16 protein-coding genes are annotated in these 15,438 nt (G+C 60.3%); 9 read left to right on the top strand and 7 right to left on the bottom strand.

What is annotated here, in order from left to right; genetic code table 11:
• Positions 1-71: 71 nt before the first annotated feature.
• A complete protein-coding gene (locus tag ACK3EW_RS10865) occupies positions 72-1,064 on the top strand; it encodes a DMT family transporter (protein ID WP_493809573.1) in 993 nt (330 codons plus the stop codon).
• Here the strand turns inward: ACK3EW_RS10865 and ACK3EW_RS10860 are convergent.
• Genes ACK3EW_RS10860 through ACK3EW_RS10850 form a run of 3 tightly spaced genes read right to left on the bottom strand, consistent with a single transcriptional unit; the run spans position 1,040 to position 3,889 of the window.
• Positions 1,040-2,458, bottom strand: a complete 1,419-nt coding sequence (locus ACK3EW_RS10860; RefSeq protein ID WP_493809722.1) for a protein adenylyltransferase SelO — start codon at positions 2,456-2,458, stop codon at positions 1,040-1,042. The two genes, ACK3EW_RS10865 and ACK3EW_RS10860, sit on opposite strands and share 25 nt — an antisense overlap.
• A gap of 46 nt (positions 2,459-2,504) precedes the next feature.
• A complete protein-coding gene (locus ACK3EW_RS10855; protein ID WP_493809572.1) occupies positions 2,505-2,951 on the bottom strand; it encodes a GNAT family N-acetyltransferase in 447 nt (148 codons plus the stop codon).
• Positions 2,948-3,889 (bottom strand): nucleoside hydrolase, encoded by a 942-nt coding sequence (locus ACK3EW_RS10850; protein WP_493809571.1) that lies wholly within the window; start codon positions 3,887-3,889, stop codon positions 2,948-2,950. Before ACK3EW_RS10850 ends, ACK3EW_RS10855 begins: the two co-directional genes overlap by 4 nt.
• Positions 3,890-4,104: 215 nt before the next feature.
• Here ACK3EW_RS10850 and zwf point away from each other — a divergent pair, with 215 nt between their 5' ends.
• From zwf to pgi, 3 genes are read left to right on the top strand one after another with little or no spacing between them, the layout of a single operon-like run.
• Positions 4,105-5,559 (top strand): glucose-6-phosphate dehydrogenase, encoded by a 1,455-nt coding sequence (gene zwf / locus ACK3EW_RS10845; RefSeq protein ID WP_493809570.1) that lies wholly within the window; start codon positions 4,105-4,107, stop codon positions 5,557-5,559.
• Positions 5,556-6,233, top strand: a complete 678-nt coding sequence (pgl, locus tag ACK3EW_RS10840) for a 6-phosphogluconolactonase (RefSeq protein WP_493809569.1) — start codon at positions 5,556-5,558, stop codon at positions 6,231-6,233. Before zwf ends, pgl begins: the two co-directional genes overlap by 4 nt.
• Before the next feature lie 5 nt (positions 6,234-6,238).
• Positions 6,239-7,822: a glucose-6-phosphate isomerase gene (gene pgi, locus ACK3EW_RS10835; protein WP_493809568.1), complete on the top strand. Its 1,584-nt coding sequence runs from the start codon at positions 6,239-6,241 to the stop codon at positions 7,820-7,822.
• Between the two features lie 76 nt (positions 7,823-7,898).
• On the opposite strand, the gene ACK3EW_RS10830 is transcribed toward pgi, so the two are convergent.
• Positions 7,899-8,393, bottom strand: coding sequence for an acyl-CoA thioesterase (locus tag ACK3EW_RS10830; protein WP_493809567.1), 495 nt, complete (start codon positions 8,391-8,393; stop codon positions 7,899-7,901).
• Between the two features lie 12 nt (positions 8,394-8,405).
• Complete coding sequence (locus ACK3EW_RS10825) at positions 8,406-8,855, bottom strand: cupin domain-containing protein (protein WP_493809566.1); 450 nt, start codon at positions 8,853-8,855, stop codon at positions 8,406-8,408.
• Between the two features lie 88 nt (positions 8,856-8,943).
• Between ACK3EW_RS10825 and ACK3EW_RS10820 the strand changes: the two genes are divergently transcribed.
• The 5 genes from ACK3EW_RS10820 (at position 8,944) to ACK3EW_RS10800 (ending at position 13,512) form a co-directional block, all read left to right on the top strand.
• Positions 8,944-9,567: a holin-associated N-acetylmuramidase gene (locus tag ACK3EW_RS10820; RefSeq protein ID WP_493809565.1), complete on the top strand. Its 624-nt coding sequence runs from the start codon at positions 8,944-8,946 to the stop codon at positions 9,565-9,567.
• Positions 9,558-10,082, top strand: coding sequence for a holin family protein (locus ACK3EW_RS10815; RefSeq protein WP_493809564.1), 525 nt, complete (start codon positions 9,558-9,560; stop codon positions 10,080-10,082). Before ACK3EW_RS10820 ends, ACK3EW_RS10815 begins: the two co-directional genes overlap by 10 nt.
• 124 nt (positions 10,083-10,206) lie before the next feature.
• A complete protein-coding gene (locus ACK3EW_RS10810) occupies positions 10,207-12,174 on the top strand; it encodes a heme lyase CcmF/NrfE family subunit (RefSeq protein WP_439119996.1) in 1,968 nt (655 codons plus the stop codon).
• Positions 12,171-12,662, top strand: coding sequence for a cytochrome c-type biogenesis protein (locus ACK3EW_RS10805; RefSeq protein WP_493809563.1), 492 nt, complete (start codon positions 12,171-12,173; stop codon positions 12,660-12,662). Before ACK3EW_RS10810 ends, ACK3EW_RS10805 begins: the two co-directional genes overlap by 4 nt.
• Positions 12,663-12,735: 73 nt before the next feature.
• Positions 12,736-13,512: an enoyl-CoA hydratase-related protein gene (locus ACK3EW_RS10800; protein WP_493809562.1), complete on the top strand. Its 777-nt coding sequence runs from the start codon at positions 12,736-12,738 to the stop codon at positions 13,510-13,512.
• A 35-nt stretch (positions 13,513-13,547) separates the two neighbouring features.
• Here the strand turns inward: ACK3EW_RS10800 and ACK3EW_RS10795 are convergent, their stop codons facing one another.
• Together ACK3EW_RS10795 and gltA are read right to left on the bottom strand one after the other, a co-directional pair.
• Positions 13,548-14,057: a GNAT family N-acetyltransferase gene (locus tag ACK3EW_RS10795; RefSeq protein WP_493809561.1), complete on the bottom strand. Its 510-nt coding sequence runs from the start codon at positions 14,055-14,057 to the stop codon at positions 13,548-13,550.
• 38 nt (positions 14,058-14,095) lie between these two features.
• A complete protein-coding gene (gene gltA, locus ACK3EW_RS10790) occupies positions 14,096-15,391 on the bottom strand; it encodes a citrate synthase (RefSeq protein WP_493809560.1) in 1,296 nt (431 codons plus the stop codon).
• Positions 15,392-15,438: the final 47 nt, after the last annotated feature.

The following is a 15,438-nucleotide window of genomic DNA, read 5'->3' as shown; positions in this document are numbered from 1 at the left end:
CTCCCGGCAATCAGGTTGTCTGTGCTGTCTTCAAGATGCCCGATTCGCGAGCGAGATGTGGAAAAACCTTTGTGCTGTGCGGATTTGACTGTGAGCTGCTGGCGCGTTTTCCGCTTGACCCCGCGCGCTGCTGGGTGTCCCTGACGCGGATGGAACGCAAGGATGCAATTGATCTGGGCGGCGCGATGGGCCTTGTGGTCTTCGCAACCGTGTTGGCGTTCAACCAAGTGGTCATCAAGGTTACCAATGATGGGTTTGGTCCGGTCTTTGCCGCGGGGTTGCGATCAGGTTTCGCGCTGCTGGTGCTGGCCCTGTGGCTCTGGGTGCGGGGGCGCAAGCTGGAAGGGTTGCGGCGCACATTCTGGCCGGGCCTTTTGCTGGGTGGTCTGTTCACCATCGAGTTCATTTTCCTGTTCATCGCGTTGGACCTGACCACCGTGTCTCGGGTGTCGATCGTGTTTTATTCGATGCCGGTCTGGTTGGCTCTGATCGCGCATTTCACCTTGCCCGGAGAGACCCTGTCTTGGCGCCGCGTCTTGGGATTGGTCTTGGCCATGGCGGGGGTGATCTGGGCCTTGTTCGACCCGCAGTCGCGACAGGCGGGCAGTCTTTTGGGTGATGGGTTGGCTTTGCTGGCGGCCTTTGCATGGGCTGGAATTGCCCTGACGGTGCGGTTGACGAAGGTGTCGGAGCTGACACCCGAAAGCCAGTTGTTCTGGCAATTGTCCGTGTCTGTCGTTGGACTGTTGGCAGTCGCACCATTGTTTGGAGATCTCTTGCGCGACCCGACGGCGTTGCACATTGCCGGGTTGGGCTTTCAGGCGGTGTTTGTGGCGAGCCTCGGGTTTCTGTTCTGGCTGCGACTGATGACGATCTACCCCGCGTCGGACATTGCGGCGTTCAGTTTCCTGTCACCGGTTCTGTCGGTGGCCATGGGCTGGATGCTGCTGGACGAGCCGGTAGGGCCGGGCTTCATCGGTGCGATGTGCCTTGTCGCGGTGGGGATCGTGCTGATCAACCGGCGGCGCAAGCCTGTGCCTCAAGTGCCGCAGAACGTGGCTTGAACCACCTCTTCGGGGGCAGGCGGGCTACGCAGATCGTCGACATCAGAATTTGCGGCAAAGGGCGTCGCATACGCTGTCATCAGGCGCGCGAAGGGGGCATCGTCGCCGTTGACTGCCGCGGCGATCATCGCTTCGATCTGGTGGTTGCGCGGGATCAGCAGTGGGTTGGCAGCACTCATCCGGCCCAATGGGTCGTCTTCGCTGACGATACGCGCCTGCCATCTGGCCGCCCATGCATCGAAGCCGGTCGGGTCGATGAACTGATCGCGCGCCGTACCTTCCACGAGACCGCGGAACGTATTGGTGAAATCGGTCTCGGCGTTCTGCATCAGGGTCAGCAGGTCACCGATCAGCGCGGCATCCTCTGGTGTTGGCTCAGCGATGCCGATCTTGGCGCCGAAACTGCGCAGCCATTCGGCACGGATCATGTCAGGCATGGTGTGGATTTGCGCGGTGAACGGTTCGACCGATGCTTCGGGGTCGGGCATCAGGTGCAATAGAGCGGTGGCAAGCTGCGCCATGTTCCACACGATGATGTCCGCCTGTGCGGCATAGCTGTAGCGCCCGTACCGGTCGATCGAGGAATAGACGGTTTCCGGGTGGTAGCTGTCCATAAATGCACAGGGGCCATAGTCGATAGTTTCGCCTGAAATGCTGCAATTGTCGGTGTTCATCACGCCGTGGATGAAACCAAGGCTGAGCCATTGCGCCACCAAAGCTGCCTGACGGCGCATCACTGCGTTGAGGAAACTGGCGGGGTCGGGCGCGTCGGGGTAGTGGCGGGCAACGGCATAGTCAAAGAGGGTTTGCAACGCCTTGGTGTCACCACGGGCGGCAAATACCTGAAATGTGCCGACACGCAGGTGGCTTTGCGCCACGCGGGTTAGAACGGCGCCGGGCAGTGGGCGTTCACGCACCACGACTTCGCCCGTCCGTACTGCGGCCAAGGCGCGGGTTGTCGGCACGCCCAGCGCATGCATCGCCTCGCTTACCACGTATTCGCGGAGCACCGGACCCAGCCACGCGCGACCGTCTCCCATGCGGGAAAACGGCGTGCGGCCTGACCCTTTGAGCTGGATGTCCCGGCGGATGCCGTCGGTGCCGATGGTTTCGCCCAGTAAGACCGCCCGACCATCGCCAAGTTGCGGGTTGTATTGGCCGAACTGGTGACCCGCATAAAGCTGCGCCAAGGGTGATGCGCCGTTGGGAATTGCGTTGCCTGCAAACAGCGCTGCGAGGTTCGGATCGTCCAGCCCGTCGATGCCAAGATCGCGGGCAAGCGGTTCGTTGATTGCAATCAGCGTGGGCGCTTTGACCGGTTCCGGTTTCACCCGCGCATAAAAGCTATCGGGCAGGGCGGCGTAACTGTTGTCAAAGGGAATGTGCAGGGTCATGGTGCGGATATAAGCGCTTGTGGTCTGTCTCACCAGCCCCGGCGCATCACAGCTCGCGTGACATATAGGCATAGCCTTCTCGGGTCTCGAATTTGCAGCGCTGATAAAACCGCTTCAAAGTTTCGTTGCCCTGATCCGCTTCGAGGTGCAGCGCCTTGATGCCACCCTCTTTCAGCGCCTTGGACAGACCATTCAGAGCGTCCGAGCCCATACCGCGTTTACGCACCGCACTGCGGACGAACAATTCATCCACGATGGCATCCATGCCGCCGTATTCGACCGACCAGCCGAACGAGACAACGACATAGCCCACAGGTGCACGGCGGGGGTCGATCAGCCAGATCGCGCCGTGGGGACTACCTTCAAGAAGGGGTAGAATGGCGTCGTGCTGATGCTCGGGGGATGTGCCGAAGCCCTGATGTTCGTGGAACGCGGCAACCAAGGGCAGAAGCTTGGGCAGATCCTCGGGAGAGGCCAGATGCAAAGACTTCATAGCCGGCCCAGACGTTCGGTGAGCATAGCAAAAAAGCCGTCAGCGTTGATGTCGCCCATGAAGGTTGCATTCGGCGCGCGATCCGTGACGCCCCACCAGTCGGCAACGGTCATACCCAGCGTCAGGTCGGACCCGGTTTCGATCTCAACATTGATGTGACGACCGGTGAACAGATCAGGCTGGATCAGGTAGGCGGTCACGCATGGATCATGCAACGGCGCGCCTGTGCTGCCGTACTTTTCCTTGTCGAACCGTTCGAAGAAATCCGTCATCTCGGCAACGGCGATGCCGACGGGCGTGCCCAGCGCGCGGAAAGCTGCGTTGCGGTCGGCCGTGACCAGAGCCTTATGGGTGACATCCAGAGGCATCACGGTGATTGGTGCGCCGCAGGCAAAGACGGCCTTGGCGGCTTCGGGGTCGACATAGATGTTGAACTCGGCAGCTGGGGTGATGTTGCCCACTTCGAAATAGGCCCCACCCATCAGCACGATTTCCTGAATTCGATCCGCGATATCGGGTGCGCGTTTCAGCGCGACGGCAATGTTTGTCAGCGGCCCCAGTGGGCAGAGCGTGACCGTGCCTTCTTCCTCGGCGCGGAGGGTTTCGATGATGAAATCAACTGCGTGCTGGTCCTGCAAAGGCATGGTCGGATCTGGCAGGGTCGGGCCGTCTAGACCTGTCTTGCCGTGCACGTGCTCTGCGGTGACCAGCTTTCGCGCTATGGGCGCATCGCAGCCCGCGAAGACCAGGGTCTCGGGCTTTCCTGCCAGTTCGCAGACGATGCGGGCGTTCTTTTCTGTCAGAGGCAGGGGCACGTTTCCGGCCACGGCGGTGATGCCCAGAATCTCCAGATCGTCAGGAGAGGCGAGGGCCAGCAGGATCGCAACTGCGTCGTCCTGACCGGGGTCTGTGTCGATGATGATTTTGCGGGGGGACATCCGGGACTCCTTGCTTGCGGCGGTGGTGACATGCAGGGGGTCCGGGATCAAGCGTGTTGATGCGCACGAGCGGGGCTTTGCCCGTTCTTTCGGCAACGTGATTGCAGCGCGTTCTGGGGGTGTTAGACTGAAGTTCATTAATGCGAAATCAGTTTACATCCGCCTCGTTAGCGCTAACAAGGCGCTGAGCAAAGCAGAATCGGAAGGATCGGGCTATGGTATCCCGCGTTATTCCCGTCGACCCGTTTGACCTTGTGATCTTTGGCGGCACCGGAGATCTGGCACGACGCAAAATCCTGCCCGGCCTGTTCCGGCGCTTCTGCGCAGGGCAAATGCCCGAAGGATCACAGATTATCGGTGCGGCACGGTCCGAGATGACAACGGATGAGTACCGCCAGATGGTGTCTGATGCGGTGGCTGAATTCGGCGGTGGCCTGTCCTGCGAAGCAGGGACGCTGGATGCATTCCTCAACGCGGTGTCCTATGTGACGACAGATGCCAAGGGCGATGGCGGCTGGGTCGAGCTGAATGGCAAGATGCGCGATGACACTGTGCGTGCGTTCTATTTTTCGGTTGGGCCATCGCTGTTCGGTGATCTGGCCGAACGTTTGCACCGTTTCGGGATGGCGACGCCCGAGAGCAGGATCGTGGTGGAAAAGCCGTTTGGCCATGACCTTGAAACAGCGCGGGCGCTGAACGCCACGCTGGCGCAGCATTTTCACGAAACCCAGATTTACCGTATCGACCATTACCTTGGTAAGGAAACGGTACAAAACCTTATGGCTGTCCGGTTCGGCAACATGCTGTTCGAGCCGCTGTGGAATGCCCAATATGTCGATCACATTCAGATCACCGTGGCCGAGACCGTGGGGGTCGGTGGGCGCGGCGGCTATTACGACAAGTCGGGCGCAATGCGGGACATGGTGCAGAACCACTTGATGCAGCTTTTGTGTCTGATCGCGATGGAACCACCCGCCAAGTTCGATCCGGATGCCGTGCGGGACGAAAAGCTCAAGGTGATCCGGGCGCTTGAACCTGTGGACTGGCACCACATCGTGCGGGGCCAGTATGGCGCTGGCGAAAACGGGCCAAGCTACCGGGACGACGTGGAGGATCCCAAGTCGCGCACCGAAAGCTTTATCGCCATGAAGTGCCACATCTCGAACTGGCGCTGGGCTGGCACTCCGTTCTATCTGCGCACCGGCAAACGGCTTAAGGCGCGGGCGTCGGAGATTGCTGTCGTGTTCAAGGACGCGCCCCATTCGATCTTTGGTGCGGATGCTGGACGGCACCGCAATGTGCTGGCGATCCGCTTGCAGCCGAACGAAGGCATGACGCTCGACGTGACGATCAAGGAACCGGGGCCGGGGGGCATGCGCCTTTTGGACGTACCGCTCGATATGAGCTTTGCCGAAGCGCTGGGCCCGGATGCCGAGGAAGCGCCCGACGCCTACGAGCGCCTGATCATGGACGTGATCCGGGGCAATCAAACGCTGTTCATGCGCGGCGACGAGGTCGAGGCGGCATGGGCGTGGACCGACCCCTTGATCGAAGGCTGGCAAGCGCGCAACGATGTGCCCAAGACATACGACCCCGGAAGCTCTGGTCCCGAAGACGCGTTGATGCTGATGCACCGGGACGGGCGGAAATGGCGCGAGGTAAAGGCATGAGTTACGACTTTCAGACCTATCCAGATCGGGAATTGCTGGCGATGGATCTGGCCAATAAGCTGGCTGGTGATTTGCGCACAATCCTGACTCATGAGGAGCGGGTTGTGCTGGCTGTGCCGGGTGGCACCTCGCCAGGGCCGGTGTTCGACGACCTCTGCGCCGCCAATCTCGACTGGAGCCGCGTCGACGTGATGCTGACCGATGAGCGCTGGGTCTCCGAAGACAGCGAACGCTCGAACACGCGGCTGCTTCGTGAGCGCCTTTTGGTGGACCGAGCGGCGGCGGCGCGCTTGTTGCCGCTTTATGTTCCTGCGCATGAACCTGAAGAGGTTCTGGCCGAACTGGAATCGCAGATCGTTGACGAACTGCCTTTGGCGGTGGTTCTGCTGGGCATGGGAACCGACATGCACACAGCGTCGATCTTTCCCGGTGCGGATCAGTTGGACAAGGCGCTTGATACACATGCGCCGATCCTTGTGGCCATGCGGGCACCGGGCGCGCCCGAGCCGCGCATCACGCTCAGTGCGCGGGTTCTGAACGAGGCAATGCGCAAGCATGTGCTGATCTTCGGACAGGACAAGCGCGACGCGCTCGAGGCCGCGCGCGGAAAACTGCCGGAAGACGCGCCGATTAATGCCGTTCTCGACGGCGCAACGGTTCATTGGGCGGAGTGACAGCAATGTGGGATGATCTCAAAGCAGCGGCAGACGTGGGTCGGGACCGCTCGATTCTTGGCCTGTTCGAGGCGGATACAGACCGCGCCGACGCGTTCAGTGTGACCGCGTTGGACCTGCTTTTCGACTATTCCAAGACCCAAATTGACGCGGACACCCGCGATGTGCTGATCCGTCTCGCGCGAGCGGCGGACGTCGAAGCGCGCCGCGATGCGATGTTTGCGGGGGCCAAGATTAACGAGACCGAAGGCCGCGCGGTGCTGCACACTGCGCTGCGCAATCTGGATGGCGATCCGGTGATGGTCGACGGTCAGGATGTGATGCTCGACGTTCTGGACACGCTGAAGCGGATGGAAACCGTCGCGACCGAGGTCCGTGGCTCTGGTATCACCGATGTGGTCAACATCGGCATAGGCGGGTCCGACCTTGGGCCTGCAATGGCGTATCTTGCGCTCGCGCCTTATTGCGACGGGCCGCGCTGTCATTTCGTGTCGAATGTCGACGCCGCCGACATCGCCGATACGTTGCGTGGCTGCGATCCGGAAAAGACGCTGTTCATCGTCGCCTCCAAAACCTTCACCACGATCGAGACCATGACCAACGCCCGCACAGCGCGTGCGTGGTTGCAGGATCACGATGTCTCGACTGATGGTCGCTTCATTGCGCTATCGTCCAATGCCGCAGCCGCAAGCGAATGGGGCATCCCGTCCGAGCGTGTTTTAGGGTTCGAGGATTGGGTCGGTGGGCGCTATTCCATGTGGGGGCCGATTGGTCTGTCGCTGATGATCGCCATTGGGCCAGACGGTTTCAAAGCGTTCCTGCGCGGCGGTCAGGAGATGGACCGTCATTTCTGCTCTGCCGCTCTGCACGAGAATCTGCCGGCGCTGCTGGCGCTGGTCGGCATCTGGCACAATCAGGGTCTTGGCCACGCCACCCGTGCAGTTCTGCCCTACGACAATCGACTGTCGCGCCTGCCAGCTTATCTGCAACAGCTTGAGATGGAGAGTAACGGCAAATCGGTGGCGATGGATGGTACGAGTTTGGCGGTCAATTCCGGCCCTGTGGTCTGGGGCGAGCCAGGCACCAATGGCCAGCATGCGTTCTACCAGCTGATCCATCAGGGCACGCGGGTCATTCCCTGCGAATTCATGGTTGCTGCCGAAGGACACGAGACCGATCTGCGGCACCACCACGAATTGCTGATCGCCAATTGTCTGGCACAATCCGAGGCGTTGATGCGCGGTCGGTCACTGGACGAGGCACGGGCCATCATGGCCAAGAAAGGCCTGACCGGAGACGAGCTTGAACGTCAGGCGCGGCATCGGGTGTTCCCGGGCAACCGTCCTTCGACAACGCTGATGATGCCGAAACTGACGCCCGAAGTGCTGGGCCAGATCATCGCGCTTTATGAACACCGTGTGTTTGTCGAAGGGGTGATCCTTGGCATCAACTCTTTCGACCAATGGGGCGTCGAGCTGGGCAAGGAATTGGCTACATCGCTTGGCCCATTGGTAAGCGGCGACGCACCGGCGGATGGCAAAGACGGCAGTACGCAAGCACTCCTCGGCTACGTGAAACGCTATTCGTAAGGAGGGCAAGACGTTTCGAAACGTCTTGTCACGCGGTTTTGAAACCGCGTCGCCAAGCGCGTTCGAACGCGCTTGATCAAGGCGCGTCGACGCGCCTTGCGACACCATCGATCTTGTGGAACCGTTCCCGCACTGGTGCCGGGATCGGCATCCGCCCGCTGCCATCGGGCTGCAACAGCACAATCACGCAGGTAAAGGTCGCGCGCACTGTGCCTCCCGACCAGATTTCCTGCCGAAGCGTGAAACTGGTGGTGCGGTACTCTACGGTCCGGGTGACGACGACATAGGTTTCGTCCGCGCGCATTTCCTGCAGCCAATCGATCTCACCCCTGCGGATGACAATGCGCGGCTCGATCTCGGCTTTGTCATACGTCGACAGACCCACATGCTTGAAATACGTCACCCGCGCGCCTTCGAACCAGATCAGATAGGCCACGTTGTTCACGTGGTTGAGAGGATCAAGCTCGGCAAAGCGCACACGATCGGCCAAGGCCAGTGGCCACGGGTCTGGCAAGCCAAAGGCGCGTTGCTGGTCCAGGTCAAGCGGGGTCAGGAAAGGAATGTCTGTCATAGCTGCGCTGTGTCAATCGGCACGGGGAATGTCAAACCCTGTTGGCGCAAGTGTGAACCCTTCGAACTGAAACGCTGGGCTGACGGTGCACCCCACAAGCGTCCAATCGCCCGTGGTGCGCGCGGCCTGCCAATGGTGCGGGGGCACAAGGATCTGCGGTGACTGGCCATTGAACAGGTCTGGCCCAAGGACATGATCTTTCGCTGGTCCTTTATCGGTCTCTGACAGCGACAGGATCAGCGGCGCACCGGCATAGTGGTGCCAGATCTCGGCGGCATCCACCTTGTGCCAATGGCTGTGCTCTTCCGCGCTCAGCAGGAAGTAAATGCAGGTGCCCGAAGGCCGACCAGCCTCGTCCGCGATCCATGTCTGGCGGTAATGCCCGCCTTCTGGATGCGGGCTTAGCTCCAGAAGGTGGATGATCTCCTGTGCTGATTTTTGTGCCAGATCAGTCTGTTTCACATCGCGTCTCCTGCATCGTGCGCCGCGTTTCGAGTTGGTTAACCATAGCTTTGCAGTCTTTGCGCGAGGGAGCAATCAGGGGTGACGCATGGACGGGCAGAACCACAAGGTGCGGACCATCGCACAAGAGATCGTGGCCCGCGAGGGTGGCTATGTGAATGACCCCGATGATCCCGGTGGTGCTACGAAACATGGCGTGACGATCCATACGATGCGCAGGCTTGGGATCGACCTGACGGGGGATGGGCAGGTCACGCAAGCCGATGTTCGGCGGCTTACTCAAGAGCAGGCGGTCCAGATTTTCATTGATCATTACTTTGTGCATCCGCGCATTTCGGAGCTGCCCGAGCCGCTGCATGCAACTGTTTTCGACATGTATGTGAACGCTGGTGCGAACGCGGTGAAGATCCTGCAACGTCTGTTGGGCAAGATGGGCTACGCGGTGCGGGGCGATGGGGTGATTGGCCCCAAGACCATTACCGCCACAGCGCGGGCTCATGCCAGCGCACCTGACCACATCATCGATGCCTACGGGATCGAGCGGCGTAATTATTATTTCGATCTGGCCGACCGCCGCCCCGCCAGCCGCAAATACGCGCGCAGCCGGGCAGGCGGGAAGGGGGGATGGATCACGCGGGCCGAGGCCTTCATTGCCCCTCGGTATCACCTCTCATCGGCTTCGTTTCAACAAAGGGTTTCGGCATGGGATTGATCGAACAGGTGTTTTCTCTGGTCTTCGGGTCCGGGCGCAACGTGGTGCGGGACACGGTCGAAGTGTTCCGCCCAAATGCCGAAGCACAGGCGCGGCGCGACCATGACCAGTATAATGCATCTCTCAAGCAGTTTGCGGCAGAGTTCTACGCGCCGCAGCGCGGCTGGTTCGACCGGTTGATGGACGCGCTCAACCGTGTTCCGCGTCCGGCGATGGCCTTGGGCACTTTGGGGCTGTTCGTATCGGCGATGGTGGACCCGGATTGGTTTTCCGCCCGCATGGTCGGGCTCGCGCTGGTGCCAGAACCGCTCTGGTGGCTGCTGGGAGCGATTGTCAGCTTCTATTTTGGAGCACGTCATCAGGCCAAAGGGCAGGAATTCCAGCGCGAACTTGTCGAGCATATGGCGCGACGCGTACTTGATCGACCCTTGCCGCCAGAAACCATAACGCCGACGCAAGAGCCACAACCTGACGGCAACGCAGCGCTTGAGGACTGGGTGCGACAACGCCCCTGAGGGTGTCCGGGCGCGTCGACGCGTCTGAAGGTTTCCACGCTTGGGACCCGCTTGCGACAATGTGAACACTCCGAAGGTGCGAAACACATTGGCGGTGAACTCCGTGGGGCCTATACTCTGCCTCATGGTTACAGAACTCGGTCACTTCGCCCTCATCCTCGCGTTTCTTGTCGCGATTGTGCAATCTATCGTTCCGCTCGTCGGGGCGCATAAACGTTGGCCGGGCTGGATGGCTGTGGCCGAACCGGCTGCGACGGTGCAATTCCTGCTCACGGCCTTTGCCTTTGCGGCGCTGACCTATGCGTTCGTGACTTCGGATTTCTCATTGCGGCTTGTCTGGCTCAACAGCCATTCGGCCAAACCGATGATCTACAAAATCAGCGGTGTCTGGGGCAACCACGAGGGGTCGATGCTGCTTTGGGTTCTGATTCTGACGCTTTTCGGCGCGATGGCAGCGTGGTTCGGCAAAGGTTTGCCGCCAACCCTGCGGGCCCGTGTTCTGGCGGTGCAATCCGCTGTCGCCGTTGCGTTTTTTGCCTTTATCATCTTCACATCCAACCCGTTCCTGCGCCTTGTTGTGCCGCCCTTTGATGGGCAGGATCTCAACCCGTTGCTTCAGGACCCGGGCTTGGCCTTTCACCCACCGTTTCTCTATCTCGGCTATGTGGGCCTGAGCATCTGCTTCAGCTTTGCCGTCGCTGCCCTGATCGAAGGTCGCGTTGATGCCGCATGGGGCCGTTGGGTGCGCCCGTGGACACTGGCCGCGTGGGTCTTCCTGACCATCGGCATCGCGCTGGGGTCATGGTGGGCTTACTATGAGCTTGGTTGGGGCGGCTTCTGGTTCTGGGACCCGGTCGAGAACGCATCTTTCATGCCATGGTTGCTGGCCGCCGCGCTCTTGCACTCGGCCATTGTGGTGGAAAAGCGTGAGGCGCTCAAAAGCTGGACTATCCTTCTGGCGATCCTTGCCTTTGGGTTCTCGCTGATCGGTACATTTATCGTTCGCTCGGGCCTGCTCACCTCGGTGCATGCGTTCGCCAATGACCCCGAACGCGGCGTGTTCATTCTGATGATCATGGTGTTCTTCACCGGTGGTGCGCTCACGCTTTATGCGTTCCGCGCCACCGCAATGGAGGCAAAGGGTGTGTTTGGCGTGGCCAGCCGTGAAAGCGCGTTGGTGGCAAACAACGTGATCTTGGCCGTAAGCTGCTTTGTTGTCTTTGTCGGCACCATGTGGCCCGTTGTGGCCGAGATGTTCTTTGACACCAAGCTGAGCGTCGGCGCGCCGTTCTTCAACATGGCGTTCACCCCGTTCATGGTGGTTCTTGGCCTTCTTTTGCCGCTTGGGTCGATGCTCAGCTGGAAGCGGGCTAAGGTGGATCGTGCGATTAAGCAGCTTGTGCCCGGGTTTATCCTGAGTGTTCTGCTTCTTGGCCTGTTCTGGACCATGCAAACCGGCACCAGCCTGCTTGGCCCAGTCGGCGTCTTCCTTGCCGCTTGGGTGATCTCGGGCGCTGTGGTTGATCTGATCAACCGCACCGGCCAGACGCGTGACCTGTCCCGTCTGCTGCGCTTGCCGCGCTCTGACTGGGGCAAGGCGACTGCACATATCGGGTTCGGCATCACAATGGTTGGTATCGCAGGGCTGATGGCATGGCAGGAAGAGGACATTCGCGTCGCGCAGATCGGCGAGCCGTTCCAGGTCGGCGATTTCGAACTGGAACTGACAGCCGTGAATCAAGTGCGCGGGCCGAACTACTTCTCCACCATGGGTGATGTGATCGTCCGCAGCGATGGTGAACAGATCGCCTTCCTCAACCCGGAAAAGCGCAACTACCCCGTGGCCCAGATGCCCACGACCGAGGCCGCCATCGACTACCGCTTCTTGCGGGACATCTATGTGGTGATCGGCGATCCGCAGGATGACGGCGGCTGGGTGATGCGCACCTATGTGAAACCGCTTGCCAACTGGATTTGGGCGGGTGCATTGCTCATGTCTCTCGGAGGCGTCCTGTCCCTCACAGATCGTCGCTACCGCGTGGCAGCTGGGGCGCGGCGTCAGGCGACACCACAGGGGGTTCCGGCGGAATGACACGTCTGCGGAACTTGCTGCGGCTTCTGGTCGTGGTCCTGTGCCTTGCGGTAGCGATGCCTATGTCGTCACCCGCATTCGCCGTCCAACCGGACGAAGTGCTGGATGATCCCGCGCTTGAAAACCGTGCGCGTGAGCTGTCCAAAGGCCTGCGTTGCGTGGTGTGCCAAAACGAAAGCATTGACGAATCCAATGCCGACCTTGCGCGTGAACTGCGTCTCGTGGTGCGCGAAAGGTTGGTGGTTGGCGATAGTGATGAGCAGGTGCTTGACTATCTTGTCGCGCGGTATGGCGAATTCGTGCTGCTCAAGCCCCGGACCGATGGCTGGAACATGATCCTCTGGCTGTCTGGCCCGGCGCTGTTCCTGCTCGCTCTTGGGGTCGGTGTGGTCTATGTTCGGGGCCGCGCGTCCGCCGCAGCACCAACCGAAGTCGGGTTGTCCGATGATGAGGCGGCGCGGCTCAAGGAAATCCTCAAGAATTCGTGACGCCGCGTTGGGCTTTGCCAAACCGGGCGCTTGTGTGTTTGATGCCGCAAGCAGAAGCAGGAGTGCCCGGCGCATGAATTACGAGACCATCACCTTTGACATCACCCACGACATTGCCACGGTCACTTTGAACCGTCCCGAAGTGATGAACGCCCTGAATACCCAGATGCGGGCCGAAATCACTGATGCGGTGCTTGAGGGCGGTAAGTCCGCGCGGGTGGTCGTGCTGACCGGTGCGGGCAAATCCTTCTGCTCGGGGCAGGATCTGGGCGACCGGGCCAATGCGGCCAATCTTGATCTGGAACGCACCCTGCGCGACGAATACGTGCCGATGCTGCGCGCGATCTACGACTGTCCGGTGCCGACCATCAGCGCCGTCAACGGGGCCGCAGCCGGGGCAGGGGCCAACCTTGCGCTGGCAGCCGATGTGGTCATCGCCACCGAATCCGCGTTCTTCCTGCAAGCCTTCACCCGGATCGGCCTGATCCCGGACGCGGGTGGCACCTATTACCTGCCGCGCCAGATGGGACTGGCCAAGGCGATGGGCGCTGCACTGTTCGCCGACAAGATCACTGCGCGTCAGGCGGATGACTGGGGCATGATCTACGAAGCGGTGCCCGATGCGCGGTTCCCCGACCACTGGAAATCCCGTGCGCTGCACCTTGCCAAGGGACCGACCGCCGCCTACCAGCGCGTCAAGCAATCCATCCGCGCATCCTTTGATAACGACTTGGAACAGCAACTTGCGCTGGAAGCCAAGCTACAGGGCCAGTGCGGCCAGACCCGAGATTTCAAGGAGGGCGTGATCGCGTTCCTCGAAAAGCGCCCGGCGCAATATGAAGGCCGGTAAACCGTCTCCCGGCAGGCCGGACCAAAAGGTTCGGCCTATGCCGCCCGATGCTTTGGCTTCAGCGTAAAATATACGCTGTCAGACCAGACCCCATCGACGCAAAACGTGTTCTTCGCCTCGCCGGTTTTGACGAACCCGGCAGATGTAAGCGTCGCCACCGAAGCCGCGTTCATCGGGTCGGCATCTGCCGTCAGTTGCGTATAGCGCAGCTCATCAAAGAAATAGGGGATCAAAGCCCCCAACGCCTCGGACATCAGCCCTTGTTGCCAATGATCTGACCGCAGCAGGAACCCGACCTCGTCGCCCATATGTACGCCTGCGCAGCCAATGGCACGGCCGGCACGTTCGATGACGAAATAGGTCACCACAGGCTCGGAGGACGCGATCAGTCTTTTCAGGTTGCGACGGGTGAGGGCGATATCGTCATGCGGCGGAGTAGACCAGTAGCGCATCACCAATGGGTCGCTGTAGACCGCGTGCAGATCTTCCAGATCTGCGATCCGGGCTTTCCGCAATACCAGCCGTTGTGTCTGCAAATGGGTCATATGAAAAAGGCCGCCCGAAGGCGGCCTTTCCTTAAGAATTAGCGCTTTTCGATGTCGACATAGTCGCGCATCGTTTCGCCTTGGTAAAGCTGGCGCGGGCGTCCGATCTTCATCTGCGGATCAGCAAGCTGTTCTTTCCACTGGGAAATCCAGCCAACCGTTCGGCTCAGTGCGAAGACCGGTGTGAACATGGATGTCGGAAATCCCATCGCTTCAAGGATAATGCCCGAATAGAAGTCCACGTTCGGGAACAGCTTTTTCTCGGCAAAATACGGATCAGCAAGAGCCGCCTGTTCCAACTCTTTTGCGGTGGCTAGGATCGGGTTGTTCTCGACCCCCATAAGCTCCAACACTTCGTCTGCGGATTGCTTCATCACGGTCGCCCGCGGGTCGAAGTTCTTGTAGACGCGGTGGCCAAAGCCCATCAGGCGGAGCGGATCGTTCTTGTCCTTGGCGCGGGCAATGTATTCCGGAATACGGTCGGGCGTGCCGATTTCCTTGAGCATCTCAAGGCAGGCCTGGTTTGCACCGCCATGCGCCGGCCCCCAGAGGCAGGCGATACCAGCCGCGATACAGGCAAACGGGTTTGCGCCCGAAGACGACGCCAGACGCACGGTAGATGTTGATGCGTTCTGTTCGTGATCGGCATGCAGGGTAAAGATGCGGTCCATTGCGCGGGCAAGGATCGGATCAACCTGATACTGCTCGGCCGGTACAGCAAAGCACATGTGCAGGAAGTTCGCGGCGTAATCCAGATCGTTGCGCGGATAGACGAAGGGCTGACCGATCGAGTACTTATACGCCATCGCGGCGATGGTGGGCATCTTGGCGATCAGGCGGTGCGACGCGATCTCGCGTTCGAGCGGATTATTGATGTCGGTGCTGTCGTGATAGAAAGCCGACATAGCGCCAACCACACCCACCATCGTGGCCATCGGATGTGCATCGCGACGGAACCCACGGAAGAAGTTGTGCATCTGCTCGTGGATCATTGTGTGCTGGGTGATCGTACGCTCGAATTGTTCCAGCTCGCTTGCCTTGGGCAAGTATCCGTAAAGCAATAGAAAACACACTTCGAGGTAATGCGATTTTTCGGCCAGCTGGTCGATCGGGTATCCCCGGTGCAGCAATTCGCCCTTGTCGCCGTCGATGAACGTGATTGTGCTGTCGCATGCAGCTGTCGAGGTGAAGCCGGGATCGTAGGTGAACACGCCCGCTTGGCTATAAAGCTTGCGAATGTCGATCACATCCGGTCCGGCAGTGGGAGTGTAGATCGGCAGCTCGTAAGAGCTGTCGCCAATGGTCAGCGTCGCGGTTTTAGAGGTGTCAGACATACGTGGTCCCTTCGTCTCAATGCTCCGGGCAAAGCGCCCAGAGCCAG

The sequence above is a fragment of the Marivita sp. NO-S04 genome (genome assembly GCF_059070475.1).
The sequence above is the reverse complement of the archived record's forward strand: the minus strand, read 5'-3'. Positions and strand labels throughout refer to the sequence as shown.